20 protein-coding genes are annotated in these 14,349 nt (G+C 64.3%); 9 read left to right on the top strand and 11 right to left on the bottom strand.

The annotated features are described in order from the left end of the window. Nucleotides 1–10 precede the first annotated feature (10 nt). Nucleotides 11–676: a DsbA family oxidoreductase gene (locus tag V1280_RS13290; protein WP_334524205.1), complete on the top strand. Its 666-nt coding sequence runs from the start codon at nt 11–13 to the stop codon at nt 674–676. A 7-nt stretch (nt 677–683) separates the two neighbouring features. On the opposite strand, the gene V1280_RS13285 is transcribed toward V1280_RS13290, so the two are convergent. Beyond that, on the bottom strand, nt 684–1,847 hold the full coding sequence (locus tag V1280_RS13285) for a GNAT family N-acetyltransferase (protein ID WP_334538291.1): 1,164 nt from the start codon (nt 1,845–1,847) through the stop codon (nt 684–686). Nucleotides 1,848–2,019: 172 nt separating this feature from the next. Between V1280_RS13285 and V1280_RS13280 the strand changes: the two genes are divergently transcribed. Both V1280_RS13280 and V1280_RS13275 read left to right on the top strand, forming a co-directional pair. Next, nucleotides 2,020–2,448: a YeeE/YedE family protein gene (locus V1280_RS13280; protein ID WP_334524202.1), complete on the top strand. Its 429-nt coding sequence runs from the start codon at nt 2,020–2,022 to the stop codon at nt 2,446–2,448. Nucleotides 2,449–2,453: 5 nt separating this feature from the next. After that, on the top strand, nt 2,454–2,921 hold the full coding sequence (locus tag V1280_RS13275; protein ID WP_334524199.1) for a DUF6691 family protein: 468 nt from the start codon (nt 2,454–2,456) through the stop codon (nt 2,919–2,921). 56 nt (nt 2,922–2,977) lie between these two features. On the opposite strand, the gene V1280_RS13270 is transcribed toward V1280_RS13275, so the two are convergent. Together V1280_RS13270 and V1280_RS13265 are read right to left on the bottom strand one after the other, a co-directional pair. Further along, a complete protein-coding gene (locus tag V1280_RS13270) occupies nt 2,978–3,313 on the bottom strand; it encodes a hypothetical protein (RefSeq protein ID WP_148772220.1) in 336 nt (111 codons plus the stop codon). 112 nt (nt 3,314–3,425) lie between these two features. Continuing rightward, entirely contained in the window at nt 3,426–3,830 is a 405-nt protein-coding gene (locus V1280_RS13265; RefSeq protein ID WP_334524182.1) for a hypothetical protein, read from the bottom strand. 152 nt (nt 3,831–3,982) lie between these two features. On the opposite strand from V1280_RS13265, the gene V1280_RS13260 reads away from it, so the two are divergent. Beyond that, nucleotides 3,983–4,216 carry a hypothetical protein gene (locus tag V1280_RS13260; RefSeq protein WP_334524180.1) on the top strand — a complete coding sequence of 78 codons (234 nt, stop codon included), beginning with the start codon at nt 3,983–3,985 and terminating at the stop codon, nt 4,214–4,216. Beyond that, entirely contained in the window at nt 4,164–6,263 is a 2,100-nt protein-coding gene (locus V1280_RS13255) for a pyrroloquinoline quinone-dependent dehydrogenase (RefSeq protein WP_442895123.1), read from the top strand. The genes V1280_RS13260 and V1280_RS13255 overlap by 53 nt, the downstream gene beginning before the upstream one ends. A 44-nt stretch (nt 6,264–6,307) precedes the next feature. Here V1280_RS13255 and V1280_RS13250 read toward each other — a convergent pair whose 3' ends face one another. Continuing rightward, on the bottom strand, nt 6,308–6,556 hold the full coding sequence (locus V1280_RS13250; protein ID WP_442895122.1) for a PilZ domain-containing protein: 249 nt from the start codon (nt 6,554–6,556) through the stop codon (nt 6,308–6,310). 179 nt (nt 6,557–6,735) lie between these two features. Between V1280_RS13250 and V1280_RS13245 the strand changes: the two genes are divergently transcribed. After that, complete coding sequence (locus tag V1280_RS13245) at nt 6,736–7,029, top strand: HdeA/HdeB family chaperone (protein ID WP_187436784.1); 294 nt, start codon at nt 6,736–6,738, stop codon at nt 7,027–7,029. Between the two features lie 116 nt (nt 7,030–7,145). Here V1280_RS13245 and V1280_RS13240 read toward each other — a convergent pair whose 3' ends face one another. Continuing rightward, the gene (locus tag V1280_RS13240; protein WP_334524175.1) at nt 7,146–7,610 is read right to left on the bottom strand and encodes a PaaI family thioesterase; all 465 of its coding nucleotides are present in this window, start codon (nt 7,608–7,610) and stop codon (nt 7,146–7,148) included. Between the two features lie 343 nt (nt 7,611–7,953). Here V1280_RS13240 and V1280_RS13235 point away from each other — a divergent pair, with 343 nt between their 5' ends. Next, on the top strand, nt 7,954–8,253 hold the full coding sequence (locus V1280_RS13235; RefSeq protein WP_334524172.1) for a hypothetical protein: 300 nt from the start codon (nt 7,954–7,956) through the stop codon (nt 8,251–8,253). A gap of 102 nt (nt 8,254–8,355) precedes the next feature. Beyond that, entirely contained in the window at nt 8,356–8,610 is a 255-nt protein-coding gene (locus V1280_RS13230; RefSeq protein WP_334524169.1) for a hypothetical protein, read from the top strand. Between the two features lie 42 nt (nt 8,611–8,652). Here the strand turns inward: V1280_RS13230 and V1280_RS13225 are convergent, their stop codons facing one another. Both V1280_RS13225 and V1280_RS13220 read right to left on the bottom strand, forming a co-directional pair. Then, nucleotides 8,653–8,841, bottom strand: a complete 189-nt coding sequence (locus V1280_RS13225; protein ID WP_334524166.1) for a hypothetical protein — start codon at nt 8,839–8,841, stop codon at nt 8,653–8,655. A 964-nt stretch (nt 8,842–9,805) separates the two neighbouring features. Beyond that, nucleotides 9,806–9,973, bottom strand: coding sequence for a hypothetical protein (locus V1280_RS13220; RefSeq protein WP_334524163.1), 168 nt, complete (start codon nt 9,971–9,973; stop codon nt 9,806–9,808). Between the two features lie 210 nt (nt 9,974–10,183). Between V1280_RS13220 and V1280_RS13215 the strand changes: the two genes are divergently transcribed. Then, a complete protein-coding gene (locus V1280_RS13215; protein WP_334524160.1) occupies nt 10,184–10,363 on the top strand; it encodes a hypothetical protein in 180 nt (59 codons plus the stop codon). Nucleotides 10,364–11,087: 724 nt separating this feature from the next. Here the strand turns inward: V1280_RS13215 and istB are convergent. The 4 genes from istB to V1280_RS13195 all read right to left on the bottom strand — a co-directional run bounded on the left by istB (nt 11,088) and on the right by V1280_RS13195 (nt 14,221). Continuing rightward, a complete protein-coding gene (gene istB, locus V1280_RS13210) occupies nt 11,088–11,831 on the bottom strand; it encodes an IS21-like element helper ATPase IstB (protein ID WP_334518610.1) in 744 nt (247 codons plus the stop codon). Between the two features lie 11 nt (nt 11,832–11,842). Beyond that, a complete protein-coding gene (gene istA, locus V1280_RS13205) occupies nt 11,843–13,381 on the bottom strand; it encodes an IS21 family transposase (protein WP_334538124.1) in 1,539 nt (512 codons plus the stop codon). Nucleotides 13,382–13,741: 360 nt separating this feature from the next. Next, complete coding sequence (locus V1280_RS13200; protein WP_334524157.1) at nt 13,742–13,906, bottom strand: hypothetical protein; 165 nt, start codon at nt 13,904–13,906, stop codon at nt 13,742–13,744. A 114-nt stretch (nt 13,907–14,020) separates the two neighbouring features. Next, nucleotides 14,021–14,221, bottom strand: a complete 201-nt coding sequence (locus V1280_RS13195; RefSeq protein WP_334524154.1) for a hypothetical protein — start codon at nt 14,219–14,221, stop codon at nt 14,021–14,023. Nucleotides 14,222–14,349 lie beyond the last annotated feature (128 nt).

Here is a 14,349-nt window from a genome sequence, read left to right as displayed (position 1 = left end):
GGAGGCGCAAATGAGCACGCTGAAACCGCTTCAGATCGATGTCGTCTCCGACGTGGTGTGCCCGTGGTGCTATATCGGCAAGCACCGGATCGAAAGCGCGCTCGCGCTCGTGCCCGACGTCCCGGTCAAGCTGAATTTCCGTCCCTTCTTCCTCAATCCCTGGGTGCCCCGCGAGGGCATCAGCCGCGAGGACTATCTCACCCAGAAGTTCGGCTCGGTCGAGGCCTACAAGGGCATCGCGGGGCGCGTGGTCGCTGCCGCCAGCGAGGAGGGGCTCGTCTACAAGCCTGAGCTCGTCGCGCGCCAGCCCAACACGACAGACTGCCACCGCCTGATCCTGTGGGCCGAGGCGGTCGGCAAGGCGCCCGAGATGAAGCAGCGCCTGATGGAGCTGTATTTCCGCGACGGCGGCGATCTCACCGACGTCAACGTGCTGGTGCAGGCGGCCGCCGATGTCGGCCTCGGTGCCGACGACGTGCGCAAGCGCCTTGCCACCGACGAGGACGTCGCACGCGTCTCGGCCGACGCGCAGGAGGCTGCCGAGAAGGGCATCTCGGGCGTGCCGACCTACGTGTTCGCGCAGAAATACGCCGTCTCCGGCGCGCAGGATCCGAACCTGCTTGCGCGTGCCATCCGCCAGGTCTCGGCGGAGATCAACGCGCAGGCGGCGGAGTAGCCCACGTCTACTTGCGGAGCAAATGGATCGCGCGGCGTGCTGTGTCGCGCGCGAAGCTGCGCGCAATCAGCGCCGCATGGATGAGTGCCACCATCGGATTGTTCCGCCGCAGCGGGATCAGCACATCACCGATCGCAAAGCGGCCGCGCCAGATCGGGTTGATCATGGGGTGATCGGCGCTCGCGGTGGAGTCGGCGCTCGCAATGGTCGGATCGGCACAGAGATGACGCGTCAGGTCGAGCGTGAGCTGCACGCCCGGCGAATATTTTGCAAAACGCTCGTCGATGCCGAGCTTGAAGAAGAAGGCGCGATCCTGATGGCGCAGCACGATGCCTGCGGCAACCGGCGTCGCGCCGGTGCGCAAGGTGACGATCTCGCATTGCGCGGTCTCGGCGAGTGCAGGGACGGCGCGGCGGATGAAGGTCGCATCGCCCGCGTCCTGAATCAGGGCAGTGCCGCGTTCGCCCTTCCAGCCGCTGACTTCGAGTTGCAGGAACGTCTCGAGCGCGGGCTTGATCTCGTCCGGCTTGCGCGCAACGTCGAAGCTGATCGCGCCGTACTCCTGCAGGCGATGGCGCTGCCGGCGCAGCTCCTTGAGCTTCTTCGTACCAAGCGCCTCGTGCAGCAGCCGGTCGCCATCCTGTGTCGCATCGAGGCTGGCGCGGACATAGGAGCCGAGCACGCGTGGCTTCAGGCCGGCCTGGCCGAGCGCTTGCTTGAGCGATGCCATCGCCGCGCCGTCGAGCGCGACGTCGCGCAGGATCAGCGCATGTGCGCCGGCCTCGCGCGCCCGCTGCAGCAGGCGCGTCGCGGCCTCGAGCGAAGCATCGCGATCGATCAGCGGGCTGCACAGCGTGCCATAGGGATGCGCGCTCACCAGCGCGGGTAGGGGGATCTTCCAGGCCTGCCAGAGCGACACAACCGGCATCAACCCGATCAGCCGCGTCGAGGAACCGCTACAGACGGACAAGGCCGAGGCGCCGATCCGCCCCCGCGCGGTTGCGCTGACGGCGAGCTCCCAGGCGGGCAAATAATAGCCGTTCGGCTCGACCGTCCGCTGCGCCAGCGCGCGCCATTGGCCGGGCTCGATCGCCGTCAGCGAGACGAGCGCGGGCGTTGCATCCTTCGCCGATGCCGGATTGATCGCAGCCTGATGCGCGATGTCGACCACGTCCCGTCGTTCCCCGTTCACGCCGGCATTAGCCTGCGTTACGCGAGTATGCTTAGCGCAAAGATTGGAAAATCCCGTTGGGACGCCGCTTCAATTCGAGTGGTATTGTTAACGTCTCATTGAGCATCCGGCCGGCCCGCTGGCGGATGCTGTCTCGATCCGGAGGATCAAAATGGTCGCCACGTCTTTCACGCCGATTGCCTCGCTCCTCGGGGGCGCGCTGATCGGCTTGTCCGCCGTGCTGCTGATGTGGGCGACGGGACGGATCGCCGGCGTCAGCGGCATCGCGGCGCGGTTGTTTCCGCCCTACGAGGACCGCGAATTTGCCGGCCGGCTCGCCTTCGTCGCCGGCCTCATTGCTGCCCCTTTGCTGGTGCGACTCGTAACTGGAAGCCTGCCGGCTCAGACGATCGCCGCAGGAACGCCAGTGCTGATTGTCGCAGGGCTGCTCACCGGCTTCGGCGCGGTGTGGGGCAGTGGCTGTACCTCCGGCCATGGCGTCTGCGGCCTGTCGCGATTGTCGGTGCGCTCGCTGGTCGCGACCATCACCTTCATGGCGACGGGCGTCGCCACCGTCTTCGTGATCCGGCACTGGAGCTGAAGGCAATGACCATTCTCGTTCAATTCGCAATCGGGCTGCTGTTCGGCCTCGGGCTGATCGTCTCCGGCATGTCGAATCCGGCAAAGGTGCTGAACTTCCTCGACCTCGGCGGCATCCCGGCGGGGATATGGGACGCGAGCCTCGGCTTCGTGATGGCCGGCGCGGTCGCTGTGACCTTCGTCGGTTTCAGGCAGGTCCTGAAACTTGCACACCCCTTCTTCGCCGAACGCTTCTACGTGCCGACACGCCGCGACATCGATCCGAAAATCATCGTTGGTCCCGCGACCTTCGGCATCGGTTGGGGATTGGCCGGCTTCTGTCCTGGACCGGCCCTGACCGCGCTGGGCTTCGGCTCGACCTCGGCCGTCATCTTCGTTGTTGCGATGTGCGCCGGCATGGTGCTTGCTCGCTTCGCCGCGCAGCCGCAATCATCGACGCGCGTCGCTGCGCCGGTTCATCCGCTCGAGTCCTGACGCAGGCAGGACCGGACGAGCGATCTCGTCCGGTCCCGTCCATCATGCTGTGTTGCTTACCAGCGGCCGCCGCCGACACCGACGCCCACGCTGACGCCCGGCGCGCGAATGCCGACGCCGCCGTGCGGACCATCGTCCCAGTCGTGATCGCGATAGGTGCGGCGCTCGTAATAACGCTCGCGCGGCATGGCGTCATAGGAGTCGCGTACGATCACGCGCGCGCCGCCGCGGGTGCGATAGCAATTGCCGGCGTCATCGCAGACGAGACGGACCTCCTGAATGAGATCCGGGCTGGTGTATTCGCTGGTCGTGTACAGATCCGCAGCCTTAGCGCCGCTCGCCGCAGCGAGAGCCCCGACACCGGCCAGCAGTGCAATTGTGAACGTCCTCATCCTGTCCTCCTCCGAAACTGCCCTCTGCGGTAACAAGAATGGGAGGCGACGATCGTTCCGGCAAAATGACATGTTTTTCCCGGAACTTATCGTCGTGTGTTGCGATCAATCGCTAGATCGGCTCGTAGGCTTCCGACCCGCAGATGTCATCGACTTCCGCGCGCCGCCGGTCGATGACCTTTCCGCCGTTGATCGTCACGACGTAGGTCTGGGCACCCAGCGCCGAGCCGGTGGCCGAGGTGAGTTGCGCGCGGACACAGGCCGTCCAGCCTGGTCCGCGGACCTCGTGATGGGGCAGGGCGACTTGCACCTCGCGCGGGTAGGAGGTGTTGAGGAAGACCACATCGATCTGTTCGCGGACCACGCGCTTGACGTCGGGCGGCGGTTCGGGCGGCGGCTGGTCGGCTTCCTTGAGGCGCATGAAGTCGGGCACGGGCGCGCGGCTGTCGGCAAAGCCGCACGCGCCGAGCGCGAGCGCACTGGCGAGCAGCGCCACATGAGCAACAATCCGCAACATTCGTGAAGGTCCCCTGCGGGCCAACAGATAGGCGCGAATTCGACGGGACGAAGTCCCGGCCGATCAACATTTGCTGAAGGGATAGAGCCCGCCACATTTGCTATTACGGGATTGCAGGCTAGTTTGTACCCCGGATGAAGGGGATTGCACCAATGAGAATTCTGGTCATAGCGGCCGCGGTGCTGGCACTGACGGTTGCTTCCGCGCAGGCGCAGATGGGCGGCGGCCGGCGCCACCAGCAGGATAGCGACCAGAAGGCGGACAACAAGCCCAAGGTCGATGACAAGGCCTACAAGGCCGCGCTCGAGCGCATTCCGGACCCCAAGGAAAAGTATGACCCGTGGGGCGGAGCGCGTCCGAGCGAGCCCGCCAAGAAGCCGAAATAGCGCGAGGCGCGTGGTGGCGGGCCGGCTGCGATACCTGATTGGCCTCGTCGTTCTGCTTGTTGCGCGGCCGTGCGTCGCCTGGGAGAGCTGGGGTGGCGATCCCGGCGGTTCGCGCTTCTCGCCATTGCGCGAGATCACGTCCGACAATGTCGGCCAACTGATCCGCGCTTTCGAATTTCGCACCGGCGATGTGACGGCGCGTCCGCCTGAGGTGATGCGGCGAACCAAGTTCGAGGCGACACCGCTGTTTGTCGAGGACAGCCTGATCTTCTGCTCGCCCTTCAACGAAGTGATCGCCCTCGATCCGGGCACGGGAGCGCAAAAGTGGCGCTACGATCCGAAGATCGCCATCAACCAGCGTCCGGCCAATCGCTATGTCTGCCGTGGTGTCACCTACTGGGTTGACGACACCGCGCCGCGAGGCGCCGCTTGCCGATCGCGCATCTTCATGGGAACGAACGACGTTCGCTTGATCGCACTCGATGCCAGGACAGGTCTTCCCTGTGCGGATTTCGGCAAGGGCGGCGAGATCAAGATCGATATCGGCATGCCGCTGGAGTGGCCCGGCGAATTCCAGATCACGTCGCCGCCGGCGGTCGGCCGCGGTGTTATCGTGGTCGGCTCCTCGATCGGCGACAACCGCCGCGTCGATGCGCCGAGCGGCGTGGTGCGCGCGTTCGACGCGCGCAGTGGTGAACCGCGCTGGATCTTCGAGCCGCTCAAGCGCGACGGCATCGAGGCTGGCCATGCCAATGTCTGGGCGGCCATGTCGGTCGATGCAGCGCGTGGGCTCGTATTCCTGCCGACGTCTTCACCGTCGCCGGATTTTTGGGGCGGCAAGCGGCCCGGCAATAACGCGCACGCCAATTCGGTTGTCGCGTTGCGCATCGAGACCGGCGAACTCGTCTGGGCATTTCAGACCGTGCATCACGACGTCTGGGATTACGATCTGCCGGCGCAGCCGACGCTCGCGCGCATCGACGCGGACGAGGGTTCGCGCGATGTCGTGATCCAGCCGACCAAGCAAGGTTTTGTCTTCGTGCTCGACCGCGACACGGGCAAGCCGGTGTGGCCGGTCGAGGAGCGCGCGGTGCCGCAAGGCGGCGCCGAGGGTGAACGACTTTCGCCGACGCAGCCGTTCCCGACACATGTGCCGGCGCTGACGTCGCAGACGATCTCGACCGACGATGCACTCTCGCTGCTGCCCGGCCTGCGCCGCTCGTCCTGTGAACGTCAGTTCGCAGAAGCGCGCAACGAAGGTCTGTTCACGCCGCCCTCGACGCAAGGCACGCTGGAGTTTCCCTTTACCGGCGGCGGGGTGAACTGGGGCAGTGCGGCGTTCGATCCCGTCAACCAGATCCTCTATGCCAACACCAGCCGCGCCGCTCATCTCATCAAGCTGATCCCGCGCGCGGAGGCGGCCGGATTCAACCCGCCGCCCGGTCATGATTTCGGCCAGCAAAGAGGCGCGCCCTATGCGATGTCGCGGTCGGTGGTGATGTCGCCGCTCGGGCTGCTCTGCAACAAGCCGCCCTGGGGCGAAATGGTCGCGGTCGATCTCAAGGCCGGCAAGATCCTCTGGCGTTCGACCGTCGGCACCACCGAGGATGTGGCGCCGCTCGGCGTGCCGCTGCCCTTCGGCGCGCCGCTGATGAACGGGCTCGCGGTGACCGCAGGCGGTGTCGTCTTCACCGGCGCGATGGATGCTTACTTGCGTGCCTTCGATGCGCGAAGCGGACGAGAGCTGTGGCAGGGGCGGCTGCCGGTGCCCGGCGTTGCCAACCCCATGACCTATGTCTGGAAGGGCGAGCAATATGTTGCGATCGGCGCCGGCGGTCATTCCGAAGCCGGCACCTCGATTGGCGACAGCCTCGTCGCGTTTCGTCTCGCGCGCCCGGGCGAAGCGCCGTCATTGTGGTCGTGCACAATCGATCGCCCCGGCGGGCGATTCTTTGCGGCATCGTCGGCGGTTGCACTCGCGATTGTCGCGCTGGTCGTCGCGTGGCTGCGCTGGCGTCGTCGACGTCGTCGTATCAGGTCGACATGATGATTGCGTGCATGCGATGCGAACAGTCATTCACATCGTACGCGCTATTGCACGAAGGCGAGGCCGATGCGCTTGTCGTTGCGCCACACGGTGCGGCAATTCCGCACGAAATTGTCGCGTGAAATCGACAACGTGAACGATTGCGGCAATATGACAGGGTTTTCGAGATCGATCGCGGCGCCGCTGTCAGACATGTTGCGTACGGTGCACGCGATACCGCTGTTTTCATAGGTGATCGTGCCACCCTTGAAAACCCGGTAACGTTGCGCTGCACGCTTCTCGATCATCGGCATTAATCCATAATGATGATTGTGAAATAGTGCATGGAAATTGCGTTGATCTAAACTCAATACTGGCGCTACTTGCACAGCGCTTCAGACTTCGTTTACGACGTTGAAGCGTCGAGTCACTTCCCGCCGAGTTTATCCCGCAAGCCTTTCCTTTATGGCGTTACGCGCCGATGGAGATTCCGATGAAGACCACGCTTTCGCTTCTGTTCGCCGCAGCGCTCTCGCTGTCGTCCATGCCCGCCCACGCCACCAAGCTCGATCTCGCGACCATGAGCTGCAAGCAGTTCCTCGAGAGCGGCGACGACACCATCAAGATGGTGCTGACCTGGATGGACGGCTGGTACAAGGGCGACGAGGACAACGCGATCATCGACACCGACGTGTTCGTCGAGAACGCCAAGAAGTTCGGCACCTATTGCGGCACCAATCCGAACGTCAGCATCGTCACCGCCGCCGACGAAGTGCTCGGCAAGTAATTCTTGAAGCGTGTCGACTGAGGCGTGATCGCGATCGCGCCTCAGTCTCGCTTCGACGTCATCGAGAGCCGCGGTGCGTTTTGCGCTCATGCGGCTCTCTTCGTTTCGGATGATGCTCAGCCCGGCAGCATCGCGAACGCGCTCGACACCATCGCCACCTGCTTGTTGTCCGTAGCAGAGAGCAGGGTGACGCGGCCAAAGCTCATGGTGCGTCCGAGCCGCACCACGCGCGCGTCCGCCAGCACGTCGGACGAGGAGACCGCGCGCATGAAATGCGTGGTCTGGTCCACCGTCGTCATCGGACGATAGCCGCGATTGGCGGCGAGGTTCGCGATCACCATCGCGGTGTCGGCGAGCGCCATCAGCGCCTGGCCGCAGACCACGCCGCCGTTGCGGCACAGCCGCTCCGAGAACGGCATGCGGAGCAGCGCGCCTGGCTGCCAGTCCGGCGCGTCGGCAGGTGGGGTGTGCTCAAGGCGCTCGACGGAGAGGTTGAGATCCTGGACCCAGGGCGCAAAGACCTCGCCGAGGATGCGTCTGGCCTCGGTGATGCCGAACTCGGCGTCTGGCTGCGGTGGCATGGCTATCGTTCCCTCCTGTGTTGCCGGATGTTTCGCTCATTCTCCCCGCTCGGGCGCGGCAAAGTCACCTTGGCCGTCGGCTTGAAAATGCCCGACTTCGCCCGATATGATGGCACGCTTGGGAGCGGGTGGACGATGTTGCGTCGATGTGTCCTTGTCATTTGCCTGGCCGTGCTTGGTCTGGCGCTGAACGGCTGCACCAGGTGCGGCCCGATCTGGGACGACTGGCTCCACGGGCCGAAATCGTGCAGATCGGACCGGCTCTAGCGGATTGATGCGGCGCTCGGAGCCGTGAAGAAGGTCAGGGTGCGGCGCCCCTCTATCGATGATCAAGGAGTGAATGATGAAGCTTTTCCGTATGGCGGCGGTGCTGGCGCTGGTGGCTGGACCGGCCTTCGCGCAGGAGTCGCCCCATATCAATCTGATGGCGGATGGCCCCTCCAAGACCGAGGACGAGAAGGCCGCCGATGCCGCGCGCGACAAGGCCTACAAGGAGACGTTGAGGAAGATTCCGGACGCCAAGGCGTCCAGCGATCCCTGGGGCGGCATGCGCGCCGACACGCCGAAGCAGCCCGCGCCGAAGGCCGCGGCCGCCACCGGCGCGCCCAAGAAGACCACCAAGGCCGGTACGGCCGCCAATTGACCGTGGGCGGCCCCGGAGGCGGGTGATGTCTCCGTTCGGGACTCCCCTTAGGCAAGCCTTGATCCTACATTCCTTCGCAGTGTTGCGTTGAGGAGGCAGGATATGGCGGATCGCCCGCGGGACCTCGCCGAGCGGATGGCGCGCCGGCGCAAGCCGGCCACTGGGGCGGGCGGCAAGGCCGGCGACGGCTATCTGCGCGAGAGTTTTACTCTGCCTCGCGCCGCGGCACGGGCAAGGGCGCAGGCCTTTTTCGCGCGCTATCCCAAGGCCGGCTATATGAGCGAAGTCGAGAACTGGCGCGAACTGCCCGGCGGCGACATCGAATTCACCATGCGACGGCTGCCCAGCGCCGACTAGCCCTGGTCCGGCCGCTCGACCTGCCGGTTCAGGCCGTCTTCTTCAGGCCGTCTTGCGGCCGATGGCCTTCAGTTCCCGGTCGATGCGCAGTTGCACGCGACGGATCGCCAGCAGGTCGATCTTCGTTTCGGTCTTGCCTGTCTTGGTCTCGTCGCCGATCCGGAACTGCCACTGCCAGACCCCCGGGATCGCCGTCTTTACAACCGTGAACTCAACGCCCCTGTGATCCATGGTCACCTCCACGATTCACCTTGCCGTGTCGGGTAACATGTTGGGTCTCGCAATATTCCATCGACAAGCAAAAATTGCTGTTAAGCCGTGGATAGTTCATCGGAATTCAGCAAACGCGCGTGGCTCGAAACAAGCGAAATCGGATTCCGAAAGATGGAACCGACGGGTGCGTTTTCGCGGCACCTCAGCCCTCCCGCCAGGAACTCCGTTCATGGTCGGAGAACCACGGACAGATATGCGGGGAAGCACGCGATGGATCCATGCGCGCGCAAGAAAAAACCCCGCCAGGGGAGAGCCGGGCGGGGGTAGAAGGTTATTGGAGGCTGAGGTGCTGGGCTGCAACACCATAGCCAGACGACCGTAGCCCGTTCAGCTTACGACAGCCTGACAGACCGGGACGGATCGGATCGCAAACCGAATCTCAAGTCGGATTCCACGAGTCTAATTCCGAGAGTCGGCGACGCGTCAGGTCGGCGAAAACAGAAAACCCCGCTCGGGGCAGAGCGGGGTCGACTGGGTATGGAGGCCCGGTGTTGGTCCACCGGGCAATGCGACGCTAGAGCATTCGGCTGACAGGTGCCTTACGCAAGCTTGTGCGAAGCTTGCGGTCGCATTTAGATCCGCTCTCACGTCCCAATTCAGACATCCCCCCGCACAACTTCAGACACATCCGTTGGCGACACTTTGCGGGCACGGCGAAGCCATGGGGGAAACGTGGCGCGCTGCTAGCGGGGTGGCATCATGGACAAGGTAGAGCGGTCATTCGCCGCCGCGACGGCGGCTGGCTTCGTGGTGGCGGTCATCGGCATCGTGCTGCTGGTGCTGATGTAACGGCAGCCTTGATGTAACAGCACCCTTATGTAACAGCACCCTTGGCGGCACGTGCCGCCAAAAGCTCTTGAAAACAACCCCATGCACAGTAGGCAACAGCCTGTTTTGGCTGGCGTTTCCTAGTGCACATTTCCTAGTGCACCTGGATCTCGTCCAGCGGCAGGCGGAGATCGGCAGCACGCTCCGCGCGGTCCTTCTTGCGGAACTCGGATTCCTGGCGCTCGAACTTCAGCATCTCCTCGAGCGCCGTCTCGAGCAGAGAATTGCGCCTGACTGCATCGGCTTGCGTGTTTTCCGTCATGATCCAATCCCCATTGTGCCGGCGCCGTTTCAAGTCGGCAGCCGCAGAAAAGTTCGGTGCTACAGGATTGCAGAATGATGACGGCGCGTCTTTGATGCGCGTCATCTTCGAAGGAGGAGCGTGGCCTCACATTTTGCGGAGGGCGGGGGCGCCGGTTGCCTTCATGCTATCGTGCCGCGTCGCACCGGAGATGGTGCAGCGGAGATGGTCATGGGCTTTTGGCTGTTCGTCATCGTCTCGATTGGATCGATCCCGCTCGCAGGCGCAATGGCGCGCGAGCGTAACAGGCCGTCCGGCAAATGGCTTTGGATCGCCGCCGCGGTCGGTCCCCTGGCGCCTCTGGCGTTGCTGATTCTGGGGAATGCGAATGGACCGGCCTCGGCCAATTGAGGCGGCCTATTTCTTCGGCCGAGCAACGCACCAATGCAGCGTCAGAAGAGCCGCGAAAGCTCCGAACAGGGAATCGCAAGGGCGATCGAGTATTTGCGAACCGCTTGGGCTGGGGCTTTTTCGTTTCCCAGAAGTAAAAACGCCGCCCGCTTAAATGATCGCGGGCGGCGGCGTTCCAGCCCCGAGAGGGATTAGCAAAATCCCGGATACTGATTAGTCCGAATGGATGACGAGAAGGTTCAACGGCACAACGCGACCAGGCTCAAATCAATGCTTGGCGGCGCTGCGTTGAACTGGGCACTGAAATCCCCCAGCCCACCAGATACGGGTAGGGGACGAGGCCGTTTCACACTGAGGCGGCCTTATCCGGCTCCTCCTAAGAGCTTGTCAAAGCCTACCAGGGCACCGAAGACGATCCCGGTGACGACGATAAAGGTGGCAAAATACCAGATGCGATTCATGCGGTGCGGATTCCGATGATCTCGCCCGGGTGTACCGATTTGATCTCGCCCAGGATTCCGAGATGATCTCGCCCACCATTCCGATTTGATGTCGCCCGGGGCGCGAGGCGTTCTGGCTGTCTGGTTTCTGGCATCGGCGAAGCCGCGTGGTCAATCTTGAATCGCGGCTCGAAGGACTTGTTTTTTGCTGCTCCTGCTGTGGGCATGTGGGCAACGCCCTTCGCGTTGTCCAAGCGCAGCGGCATGTCCACAGGGCCACGGGCTCAGGCCTTTCGGCCGGGCTTACGGGTTCGCCGCAGGCTCTCGCCATTGAGATCGATCCGGTGGGCGTTATGGACCAGGCGGTCGAGAACGGCGTCGGCGTAGGTGGGGTCGCCGATCAGCGCGTGCCATTGATCGACGGGAAGCTGGCTGGTGACGATGGTGGAGCGGTGGCCGTAGCGGTCCTCGAGGATCTCCAGGAGGTCGTGGCGGGCCGCGGCGTCGAGCGGCTCGAGGCCCCAGTCGTCGAGGATGAGGAGATCGACGCGGCCGAGCGCGCGCAGCAGGCGGGGGTGGCGGCCGTCACCGCGCGCCAAGGCCAGATCGCTGAACAGTCGCGGGACGCGCTGATAGAGCACGGAGCGATTGTCGCGGCAGGCCTTGTTGCCGAGCGCTGAGGCGAGCCAGCTTTTGCCGACGCCGGAGGGCCCGCAGATCAGCAGGTTGGCGTGGTCATCGATCCAGCGGCCTTCGACCAGCATCGTCAGCAGGCTGCGGTCGAGGCCGCGTGGAGTGCGGTAGTCGATGTCTTCGACGCAGGCCTCCTGGCGCAGCTTGGCGTATTGCAGCCGCTTCGACAGCCGCTTGTCGCGTCGCAATGACGCTTCGCGTTCGAGCAGGAGCGCGAGCCATTCGGCGTGGCCGAGGCTTGCGGCGTCGCCGCCGGCTTCGATGTCGGCGAAGGCCTTGGCCATGCCGTGAAGGCCGAGCGCGTGGAGCTGATCGAGGGTCGGATGGGTAAGCAAGATGAGATCTCCTAATTGTAGTAGCGCGGCCCGCGGATGTTGGGATGAAGGATCGGCGCGTCGTCCGCGGAGCGCTTGGGTGAAGGACGCCGATCGAGATTGTTGGCGAGGATCGATTTGACCGAGCCGTAGGTGCGCGCGCCGATATCGATCGCCCGCATGGCGGCGGCATCGAGCCGCTCGTGCCCGTAGGATCGGGCGAGCCGGATGATGCCGAGACAGGCGCGGAAGCCCTGTTCCGGATGCGCGCGCTCGTCGAGGATCAGGTCGCACAGCGCCGCGGTCGCCGGCCCGATCGAGGCTGCGTCCTTGCGGATGCGCTCGATGGTCCAGCCGGCGTAGCGCCGATGACTGGATGCCATGTGCTCCGGCACGGTCGTGTGCTTGTGGTTGCCGCTCATGCGCTGATGCGCGGCGATCCGCTCACCCTTGTGGAATATCTCGACGGTGCGGGCCGTGAAGCGCACCTCGACCTCGGCGCGGACGAAGCGATGCGGAACGCTGTAATAATGCGCCTCGATCTCGACGTGATAATCGATGCTGACCCGGCAGATCCGCCACTCAGCGAACACGTAAGGGCTCTCCGGCAAGGCCTGGAGTGCCGGCCGGTCGATCTCCTCCAGCAGCTTGCGGCGAGTGACGCCGAGCCGCCGGATCGGCCGCTCCTCGTTGAGCCGGGTCATTAACTCGGCGATCGCCGCGTTGACCTCGGCGAGGCTGTGGAAGATCCGGTGGCGCAGCCGTCCGAGCAGCCAGCGCTCGACCATGAGGACCGCCTGCTCGACCTTGGCCTTGTCCCGTGGCCGTCGCGGCCTCGCCGGCAGAATGGCGGTGCCGTAATGCGCCGCCATATCGGCGTAGCTGCGGTTGATCTGCGGATCGTAGAGGCAGGCCTTGATCACCGCGACCTTGGTGTTGTCCGGCACCAGCAGTGCCGGCACGCCGCCGATCGCCTCGAAGGCGCCGACGTGCCCGCTGATCCAGTCGGCGAGGCCCTGCGTCCAGGTCGCCTGCGCGTAGGTGAAGCTCGATGCGCCGAGCACTGCGACGAAGATCTGCGCGGTGCGCCGTTCGCCGGTGAACCGGTCGATCACCACCGGCACGCCGTCGCCGGCATAGTCGACGAACAGCTTGTCGCCGGCCGCATGCGACTGGCGCATCGTCACCGACAGCCGGCCTTCCCAGGCCCGGTAGAGCTCGCAGAACCGCGAATAGCGATACCCGCCGGGTTCGCCCGCGATGTACTCCTCCCACACAATCGACAGCGTCACGTGCTTGCGCTTGAGCTCGCGATGCACCGCCGCCCAGTCCGGCTCGGCCTGCCGCCGATGGCCCCGCCGGGTGCCCGGACCGGCTCCGGCGCTGGCGAACAGCCGGGCCTCCAGCACCGTGTCGGTGACGTCGTCTGGCAACGGCCAGGTCAGCCCCGCCGCCTCGAACCGGCGGATCGTCAACCGCACCGTCGAAGGCGCCGTCCCCAACCGCCGCGCAATCTCGCGGGTCGGCATCCCAGCCGACTTCAATCTGATCACTTCGCGCACGTGGCGCATCGCAAGCCTCTCCGTCGGCATCCAGGTCCCCCTTCGCAAAGCCGAAAGGCGGGACCGTATCGGAGCCAGAAGAGGCCTCGTCACCCCGGGCGACATCATCCCGGAATGGTGGGCGAGATCATCTCGGAATGGTGGGCGACATCAAATCGGAACGGTGGGCGAGATCATTCCGGAAAGGTGGGCGACATCGAGCGGAATCAGCAATGCGGGGATAACCCGCGCGCGTGCGGATGGTTCTCAGGGGCAAGCTCCCCGTCCAGTCTGGTGGTCTAGGCCGAAGATCAGGACGGGGAGCTGCGCGCCGGACCCCCGTCGCATGACAATGCTAGGAACGTGCCATGACAGTCCTGTGACTGCTGCTCAGTGCACGTTCATCCTATCCAGAGGAAGGCGAAGCTCAGCGGCGCGCTCGGCCTGATCCTTTTTGCGGAAGTCGCTTTCCCTACGCTCGAACTCAATCATTGCTGCCGTGGCGGCTTCCAACAACCGAGTGCGCCTGTCCGCTTGCTGCGTGCTTTCCGTCATCACCCAGACTCCCCAAAACTAACCGTACCCAGCAGAAAGGTTCGCGGAAGATTGCGAACTTATGACGGCAGCGTTCAAAGCAGGCCATCGCCTCAGTTGGGGAATTTATGGGTACTACTCTGGCGCCTGCAGCCCGGGCGACCTCAGCCACTCGCTCATGTGAGAGCCGGTTTCTGCCTGTCTGGCTTTGCGGAGGAGGGCTTCGCGCTCAGGGCCGGGCGAAAGCTGTTTGGCTTGCTCTCTTAATCGTTCGGCTTCTTGGGCAAGGCGTTCTTCCAGGGAAAGGGACTGTTTAAAACGACGACGTTTCGACATGACACAACCTCGTCCAACGGGTCCTAACCGCAGAGTTTGAGTTCTTGCGAAATGAATATGCAGACGACCGACCCACAGTTCCAAAGCGAACATTTCAAAACAGGCCACCGTGGTTTTGAAACCAGGCC

It is taken from the genome of Bradyrhizobium sp. AZCC 2230 (assembly GCF_036924495.1).
Taxonomy (GTDB): domain Bacteria; phylum Pseudomonadota; class Alphaproteobacteria; order Rhizobiales; family Xanthobacteraceae; genus Bradyrhizobium; species Bradyrhizobium rifense.
The sequence above is the reverse complement of the archived record's forward strand: the minus strand, read 5'-3'. Positions and strand labels throughout refer to the sequence as shown.